Origin of the sequence: Phaeospirillum tilakii (genome assembly GCF_042683125.1) — a bacterium.
Lineage (GTDB): Bacteria > Pseudomonadota > Alphaproteobacteria > Rhodospirillales > Magnetospirillaceae > Phaeospirillum > Phaeospirillum tilakii.
Map to the genome: position 1 here is coordinate 1 of NZ_JBHUIY010000115.1, position 648 is coordinate 648.

A 648-nucleotide genomic window follows, 5' to 3' on the forward strand; every position below is an offset into this window, starting at 1 on the left:
CCCTCCAACTCCTCTTTCAGCGATTCGAGCAGCGTTTCCCGTTCCTTGCGTTGGCGTTCGGCTTCGCTGGGATTGTACACGAGAACATAGCGCTGACGCGCTTCTCCGTCGCCCACGATGATTTCTTTGATATGCAAGTTCTCGCGAACTTGTTGGTAGCGCCCGCGACGGCTTAGGGCCTCTTCGACGGTGGCTTTGCCGGATCGCATTTTTTCGCCGACAATGTAGTGTCCCCCGGCCTGTTGCAAGATTCGCAAATTCTCTTCAGAGGAAAAGCCGCGGTCCATGACGCTGATCACACGTCCAAGCTTCCAGCCAATCAAGTCTTGTTTCACCTGTTTGATGACCGTCATGTCCATGGTATTGCCAGGCCATACCCAAGCGCGAATCGGGATTCCTTCCCGGGTGACAGCCAGCCCAATGACGATTTGAACCAAATCAGGACGCTTATCTTTGGAAAACCCCTGCTTTCGAAGCGATTCTCCTTCCGGTGTTTCAGAGGGATCCACTTCGAAGTACGACGAAGTCGTATCAAAGTAAATCAAATCGACTTCCAGGTTCAATAAATCGGCCACGGCATGGAACACTTGGCGTTCCAATTCCGGCTGCACAGCCAGCAGCTCATCCATCGCCCGGTATAACTGGTGG

At 53.2% G+C, this 648-nt stretch carries 1 protein-coding gene; it reads right to left on the bottom strand.

The annotated features are described in order from the left end of the window. Positions 1–629: IS1634 family transposase (locus ACFSNB_RS18760; protein ID WP_377319344.1), on the bottom strand; the 629-nt coding region annotated here is incomplete at its 3' end. Positions 630–648 lie beyond the last annotated feature (19 nt).